Genomic DNA, 7,134 nt, shown 5'->3' with positions numbered 1-7,134 from the left:
ATATACGGTACACTGATCTTGCTTGTTATAATTTGTCTGCATAAACAAATTGTAAAGCAAATGAAACGAGAGGCCAACCCCCAAAAAGGTTAGCCTCTCGTTTTGTTGTCCTGGCCTATTTTGCAACAGGCCCTTCTTTGGCTAAACAATATTTAAAATATTTTCATATAATAATTTTTTATTTCGTTTCGTCGTCCAACCATGCCATCTTCAACCAGTCCTCAAAGGACTTCCTGGAGATGCGGATCATGTTGCCGATGCGGATTGTCTTGAACGCTCCGGAGTTGACGAGCTTATAGGCCGTAGCGCGGCCAATACCTAGAATGGCTGCGATGTCATTCACGGTGTATGTTCTGCTTTGAGGCGTTCCTTTTTCGCTGGGTGTGTTGGTGCTCATAAGATTATCCTCCATCTGTGCTAATAGCATTTTGAAATGGCCCCTGGAAGCCCTCTGTCACAAGGGGTTCCTGCTAATACCTTGCTAATACGACATTTGAAAAGCCGTTGTAAGGCAGCATATTTCAGGGGAATTTGTGCAAATTGACCTACCTCCAGGCAGCACAATTTGCGAAGAAACAACACGGGAAGATATGATATGAACAATTTACGAAATGGTACGCCGTACTCCTAACGGCTTCGAACAATTTATGACCTAGCTACATAAGGCTTTTTTGTTCTTTTAGGCACTTTCAGTACCGTATTGTATCATTTTCTATCAAAATATTCTTGGAATTGTTATAAAATCTATACAGGAAATTTCGGATAGTTCCTAACCTCATGCGTATTTTTATTAAGAATCGTTCGAATCCATTATTAGCTTTCTCACTTATAGAGGCAACGCAAATATAGCGGAAACTTATGAAGCAAACAAGAGAGCGTGGCGCTCATGCACCACGCTCTCCTGCTTATACTCTATCATTATTCCATTCCGTGATAGCCATGCTTTTCTGCATGACCAAGCAGATAGAGGAACGCAAAGGCCGGGATACGGATTAGATCTTTTCCGCTCTTCGTATTGTGGACGCCAAAATCATCGGCGGTTTTGGTTACCACGATGGAAGCCGCGGCCTCTCCGCTTAACTCTACGATCGCGGAATCATCCGGGATAGGGGCGCCCTCCCGGTATTTCACTTCGATGAGGATGTTCCTGGAATTGGCGTATTCCACCACGACATCGACTTCTTTCCCCCGCTTGCCGCCGCGATAATATCCTACTGACGCAGCCTGCTGATAATAAAATGCAGCTACATGCTTATAAACCGCGGTTTCCACTACCTTCCCCATCTCGACCGGATCACTCAGCATAGAGTCGTCCATTAAAACCGCATTGCGGATCGCCGCATCAGCAATATAGATTTTAGGACTCGCTTTCAGGACCTTTTTTCCCCCCATATTGACGGGCCAGCTCTGATAAATTAGGTTTGCACTTTCCAAATATTCAATATAATTTTCTACGGTAGGTCTGGAAACACCATTCAGTTCCTTCGCAATTGCTTCGATAGAGACGATCTCAGAAGAAACATTGCACAAATAAAGAAAGATTCGCTCCAACTCTGTCGCATTGCGGATCTTATAAAGGGAGGGCAGATCCCGCTTGAGTACTTTGTCTACCACATCTTCCCGCATAATCTGCTGGGCCAGAATGTCGTTATCAGCCAGAGCCAGTTCGGGGAACCCGCCCACTTGCAGATAGCGGTTAAAGTGATTCTGCACCTTGGAGAGCTGCAGCATGATCTGGGTGCGTTCCTGCTGGGTCTTATATACCAGCGGCGTGATTTTTAAATTGTCCGGCAGGTTGGGGCGATCCACATTCAGCAGTTCACAGTACTCATAGAAGGACAGCGTGGGAACCTGGATCGCCGACCATCGGCCAGCACCGCTCTCCTGGCTCCCTTTGATCAAAACCGGACTGGCCGAGCCGGTAGCCACCATTTTTGTGTCCGGCTGCATATCGTAGATCGTCTTCAGCCATTTGTCCCAATCCTGCGCATACTGGATCTCGTCAAAAAAGTAGTAGACATCCTGCTCCGGATAGATATTTTCGTGATAACACTCCAGGATCTCATTCATGGCGCTTAACTTCAGCATGGGATGGTCCATGGAGATAAAGGCGATCTTCTGGGGCGGAACACCGCTTTGAAGCAGGGCCTCGATCATCTGGTACTGTATGGTGGTCTTTCCAACCCGTCTGGTCCCTGTTAAAACCACTGTGCGCCGGATGTCGGTCTGATTCAGGCGCTTCATGGCCTCGTAAAAGGCAAAGCGCTTATAAGTTTTGGACAGTTTGGGGTTTACGACTCCGGTTTTCCACCAGGGGTTGTAGGAGACCAGTACTTTCAGCAATCCTTCCTTGCTGATGATCGCCATGCAATCACCTCCTTCAGAAATATAGTAGCGCCAATTTTCATCTTTGTCAACAATTATTTAAAGTATAATTTAAATAATTGTTGACTGGTATTGATAAATCCGCCACTATTCTATCCAAATTAGAAGGTGCGCATACCTTTGCTTTACCACCGGTATCCCTTGTGCTGAGGCCCTTTGCTCTCTTGACTCTTTTCGTGTTCTCGCTTGCCCAGAAGTTCGTCCTCTTTTGCGATTGTAGGGTCGTACCAATCCGCTTTTGCGCGAGCCCAAGACGCCCATGCAGAAAGATCCTGATCTGCATGGGCTTTTTCCATGGCAGAAACATAGGAACGGATTCTGCACGCAATTTCATAGTCGGATGCGCAGTTGACAAGGGCCAGCGTTCGATCCACTTCTTCATTATACCGTTGACGCCGCTCCTCCCGCTTTCTTTCCTGCTCCTGGCGCTGCCGCTCTGCCTCCTCCCGAGCCAAGCGTGCTTGCTTTACCTGCTCCGCCTCACCATAGATGGAGAGCATCATATCTCCCAAACGGTCTTCTAGAACATAGGATCGGCAATCCCGAAATGTTCTTGCGCCATTGACACACAGACTCAAGCGGCCATTGTAAACGGAATCATATTTACGAATTTGTGGCTTCGCTGCCCAAGAATATTTTTTGCGCTCTTCCTCATATTCTAATAGTTTGAGATTTTCTTCTTTTGTTGGGGTATGTAAGATCTGATCAGTCGACTCAGAAAATGTGAGCGTGACCGCATCCTGCTCTCTTGCAAATCGAAGATCCTCCGTCAAACGCCACCCCAACGGTACCATCGCTTTGGCCAACGCATCGATCAATCGAAAGATCCTCGGTTGCTGCTCTTCTGAAACCCCTTCGGCAAATGGAGGTGGAACTTCCCGCCTCCTGCGGTTCCAGTTTGCGCCGAATTCCCGCTCCTGCTGGCGCTTCCTCTTGTTCCATTCTGCGATCCGCTTTTGGTGCGCCACGATCTCCGGCCGCATACGGGCGTGTTCCTGCGGCAGCAAGATCTGTGCCGCCACATTCAGCACCACTTGCCGCTCTTCTTCAGGCAGAAATTCCAGAGATGCCGTAGTCGTTTGGGGATTGGCCAGGCGGCTGATCCCGATCTGTATCCCCAGTTTTGTCTGTTCTTTTCCGGGCGGGAGGGGCAGTTTCTTTACGGGCTTTCCGGCCCGCAATTTTGCCCAATACCCCTGCGGCGGGGTGGGAATATCCAACGACTTGCAGACTTTGTGGATGGCAACATCGGAAACTTTGTATCGTTTTGCTACCTCTGTTACCGGCATGGCCCAAACTTCCTGATACAGTGTTTCCCGATGATACACATTATAGGCTTGTCCAAACTTTTCAATTGTTTCTGGTGGAGTGACGTTCATCTGAGCAGTCTCAACCTCTGGGGGCTTTTGTGGGGGTGTATCCACTGGAGAGGATACACTGGACGGCTCGGAGGCAGTTTCCTCTTGGAGGGGGAGAACTTGCTCTGTTTTCTTTTCATCTGCGGTGCTGAGCGATGTCTCCTGTAGCAGTTCAACGACAGCATTCCCATCCCCAGAGAGAGGTGTCTGTTCCACAGATTTTCCGAAGTTGAGTTTGGTCCAATATCCAGAGGGAGGAACAGGGATTTGGGCCGCCTTGATCTTTGCCAGACATTTGGCATATGGGATACCATATTTTTTGGATACACCTGCCACGGATATTTTCCAGATTTCTTCGTAAAGTTCCTTTCGTGTCAAACGAACCGTAGTGGGCGGCATCACTGCTCTCACCTCCTGTTTATCCAAAACCGCTGCTTTTCTCTCTTCGATCTGAAGGGGCTGTGTTTCTGGTGATTCAGTATCTGCAAGGATCGCTAAAAATTGTTTTATCCCTCCAATTCCCCGTTTTCTTTTAATAGAAAAACCAAGTCGCGTTTCATCTCTTCAAATTGACTGATGATGGTATTCAGGTTCTTTTCAATATTCTGGACCTGCACCTCATTGATTCTGCCATGGTTATAGGCGATCAACCGCTCCGGAATGATGTTGTAACTCCAGCTCTCGCTGTATCGGTCCTCCTTTTTGATGGCGAAACCGATTGGAAGAACATTGTTTCTCATACCCAAGGTCACCATCATGGGGGATATGCCGAGATAGTCTGCGGCAATCTTGGCTGTAATTTTCGGCATTGCCCGGATCTCATCGTCCGTATACTTTCCCATACACTTCACCTCCTCTCTCTTGGGGGAATAGCAGTTTCACTTATATTGTGATTATATCATGAAGAGAGGTTATATGATGGAAAAGATTTGAGTTTATTTTCAAACAGAGATTTTAGTTGTAACGCAAAGGAACGTACCACGGTTTTGCCATGGCACGCTCCTCTGCATTACAATTCCAATTGATCCAGCCACTCGTCAAAGGACTTCCTGGAGATCCGGATGGCTGTTCCGATGCGTACACTTTTGAAGTACCCTTTCTTGACCAGGGTATAGGCGGATGACCGCCCGATATGGAGGATGGCTGCGATCTCTTCCACCGTGTAAGCGCGGGTATGGGGCTGCATTTCTTCCTTTTTCTGTTCCATGATTTTACCTCCTGAATATGTCGCCAGATGGGCCATTTTGATGCTGTCTTGCCGGGCAGAAAATCCCTCTTCCTGCTAATTTCTTGCTAATACGACTTTTGAAAAGCGGTTAAAAGCAGGGTGTTAGATGGAAAATTTGCGATTAGGTGTATCCGCCGTACGGCATGATATGAAACGAGAAGAAACTGTAGAGGAAGCAGAGAAGAACACAGAATTGGGACGCCAAACTCCTAAGGGTTAGTTGTGAGTTCGATTCTCGCCGGGGGTGCCAAAAAACCGACAAACTCCTTTGCGGGGTGGGCGGGATGTGGTATAATGAGACATCTCAACAAGAAGGAGAGAATGCCATGAAACGACTGTTGGATTGTACCGCTTCGGATTTTCGCACCATGGGCAAGGAGGAGCTGCTGGCCTCCATCGCCGGCTCTGAGGGCCGTGTGGTGGCCTGTGAGTCCATCGGCTATATTCAGCCCATGCTGGGCAACGTGACCAATGCCGAATTTACCGCCGCCATGGGGGCGGATATCCTGCTTTTGAATATGTTTGATGTGCAAAAGCCCGTGATCCAGGGCCTGCCCAAGTGCGAGCCCATGGAGGTGGTGGACAAGCTCAAGACCCTCACCGGGCGGCCCATCGGCATCAATCTGGAGCCGGTGGAGGAGCCGTTGGAGCAGGAGGAGGGTGACCTGTGGGCTATGACCGATGGCCGCAAAGCCACCCTGGAAAACGCCCGCCGGGCCGCAGACATGGGGGTCAACTTCATCCTCCTCACCGGAAACCCCGGCGTGGGGGTGACCAATGAGGCCATTGTGCGCACCCTCCAGGAGTTCAAGGCGGAGTTGGGTGACCGGCTCATTTTGGCCGCAGGTAAGATGCACGCCTCCGGCATTCTCACAGAGGGAGCCGAGCACATCATTACCACCACCGACATTGATGCCTTTGCTCAGGCGGGGGCGGACATCATTCTCCTCCCTGCACCCGGCACCGTGCCCGGCATCACCATGGAGTATGTCCGCAGCCTGGTCACCCATGCCCATTCCCTGGGCTGCCTGACCATCACCGCCATCGGCACCTCCCAGGAGGGGGCGGATGTGGACACCATCCGCCAGATCGCCCTGATGTGTAAGATGACCGGCACGGATATTCACCACTTGGGGGATGCGGGATACGCCGGAATGTCTCTGCCCGAGAACATCCAGGCCTATTCTGTGGCTATCCGTGGCATCCGCCACACCTACCACCGTATGGCCTGCTCTGTCAATCGCTGAATATCTTCCTTTCCGCCCCGCGGCCTAGGTGCTGCCGGGGCGGTTTTTGCTGTTTTTTGAGGAACGGAACACTGTGGATCTGGGCAGCGTGAAGTCTTTTGACCAGCTGGTGCTGGAGTGGGAGCGCACCAACATCACCCAGTTCAAGATCGAGACGGCTGGAGCAGATCAGAACTACACCACCTTCTATGAAAAGGGCGACGATGCGGAGATCACCTCTCTCACCACCACCATTGACAAAGAGGGCAGTGCCCAGTATCTGCGCCTCACGGTGTCCGGCTACACCCCGGGTGACATCGCATGGGCCTCTGTGTCTCTCTACGAGTTTATGGTGCTGGAGAATGTCCCTGAGTCTGAAGTCCCCAACGACAAGCCCGTGGTGGTTCCCGAGCTGGCGGAGTGGACCGGCGGTCATGGTGACTTCACCATCACTGACGACACCCAGTTGGTGGTGAATCCCGACCATAAGGATGCACTGAACACCGCCATTACCGAGTTCCAGGCCGACTACAAGGATGTCACCGGCAAGACCACAGAGGAAATTGCCATCACCGTGGACAAGGACGCCCGCACCGTCACCGCCAACCTGGAGCATTTCAGCACCTATGTGCTGGCCAACGTGGCAGTGGACGAGGGCGGCAAAGTGCCTCCCACTGGGGACAACGCCCCCCTGATGCTGTCCACCTTGATGCTGGTGGGCGCCGGCGTGTGCCTGGCAGCTGTGGTGGCTCAGAAGCGCAAGCAGCGCCATAGCTAACACAAAGTAAAAAAAGATGTGTCGCAAAACATTGGTTTTGCGACACATCTTTTCAGACTGTCGAAGAACCCCTGTTTTCATTGAGCGAAAACAGGGGTTCTGGTCATAGTTTGGGGAATAACGGCAAATATGATGCGCAAATTGGAGTTCTCCCAACTC

General features: G+C 50.5%; 7 protein-coding genes. 2 read left to right on the top strand and 5 right to left on the bottom strand.

Features of this window, described 5'->3' with window-relative positions; genetic code table 11:
* Nucleotides 1–178: 178 nt before the first annotated feature.
* From H9X86_RS11320 to H9X86_RS11300, 5 genes are all read right to left on the bottom strand, one after another.
* Nucleotides 179–397 (bottom strand): helix-turn-helix domain-containing protein, encoded by a 219-nt coding sequence (locus tag H9X86_RS11320; protein WP_204901627.1) that lies wholly within the window; start codon nt 395–397, stop codon nt 179–181.
* A 521-nt stretch (nt 398–918) separates the two neighbouring features.
* On the bottom strand, nt 919–2,367 hold the full coding sequence (locus H9X86_RS11315; RefSeq protein ID WP_204901626.1) for an ATP-binding protein: 1,449 nt from the start codon (nt 2,365–2,367) through the stop codon (nt 919–921).
* A gap of 143 nt (nt 2,368–2,510) precedes the next feature.
* A complete protein-coding gene (locus tag H9X86_RS11310; RefSeq protein WP_207752649.1) occupies nt 2,511–4,142 on the bottom strand; it encodes a hypothetical protein in 1,632 nt (543 codons plus the stop codon).
* Nucleotides 4,143–4,249: 107 nt separating this feature from the next.
* A complete protein-coding gene (locus H9X86_RS11305; protein WP_204901625.1) occupies nt 4,250–4,585 on the bottom strand; it encodes a hypothetical protein in 336 nt (111 codons plus the stop codon).
* A 167-nt stretch (nt 4,586–4,752) separates the two neighbouring features.
* Entirely contained in the window at nt 4,753–4,950 is a 198-nt protein-coding gene (locus H9X86_RS11300) for a helix-turn-helix domain-containing protein (RefSeq protein WP_204901624.1), read from the bottom strand.
* A gap of 347 nt (nt 4,951–5,297) precedes the next feature.
* On the opposite strand from H9X86_RS11300, the gene H9X86_RS11295 reads away from it, so the two are divergent.
* Nucleotides 5,298–6,218 (top strand): DUF7916 family protein, encoded by a 921-nt coding sequence (locus tag H9X86_RS11295; protein ID WP_204901623.1) that lies wholly within the window; start codon nt 5,298–5,300, stop codon nt 6,216–6,218.
* A 73-nt stretch (nt 6,219–6,291) separates the two neighbouring features.
* Complete coding sequence (locus tag H9X86_RS11290) at nt 6,292–6,975, top strand: discoidin domain-containing protein (protein WP_204901622.1); 684 nt, start codon at nt 6,292–6,294, stop codon at nt 6,973–6,975.
* Nucleotides 6,976–7,134: the final 159 nt, after the last annotated feature.

Origin of the sequence: Pseudoflavonifractor capillosus, from assembly GCF_016902575.1 — a bacterium.
GTDB classification, from domain to species: domain Bacteria; phylum Bacillota; class Clostridia; order Oscillospirales; family Oscillospiraceae; genus Enterenecus; species Enterenecus capillosus_A.
This window is presented reverse-complemented; position numbering and strand designations above follow the sequence as displayed.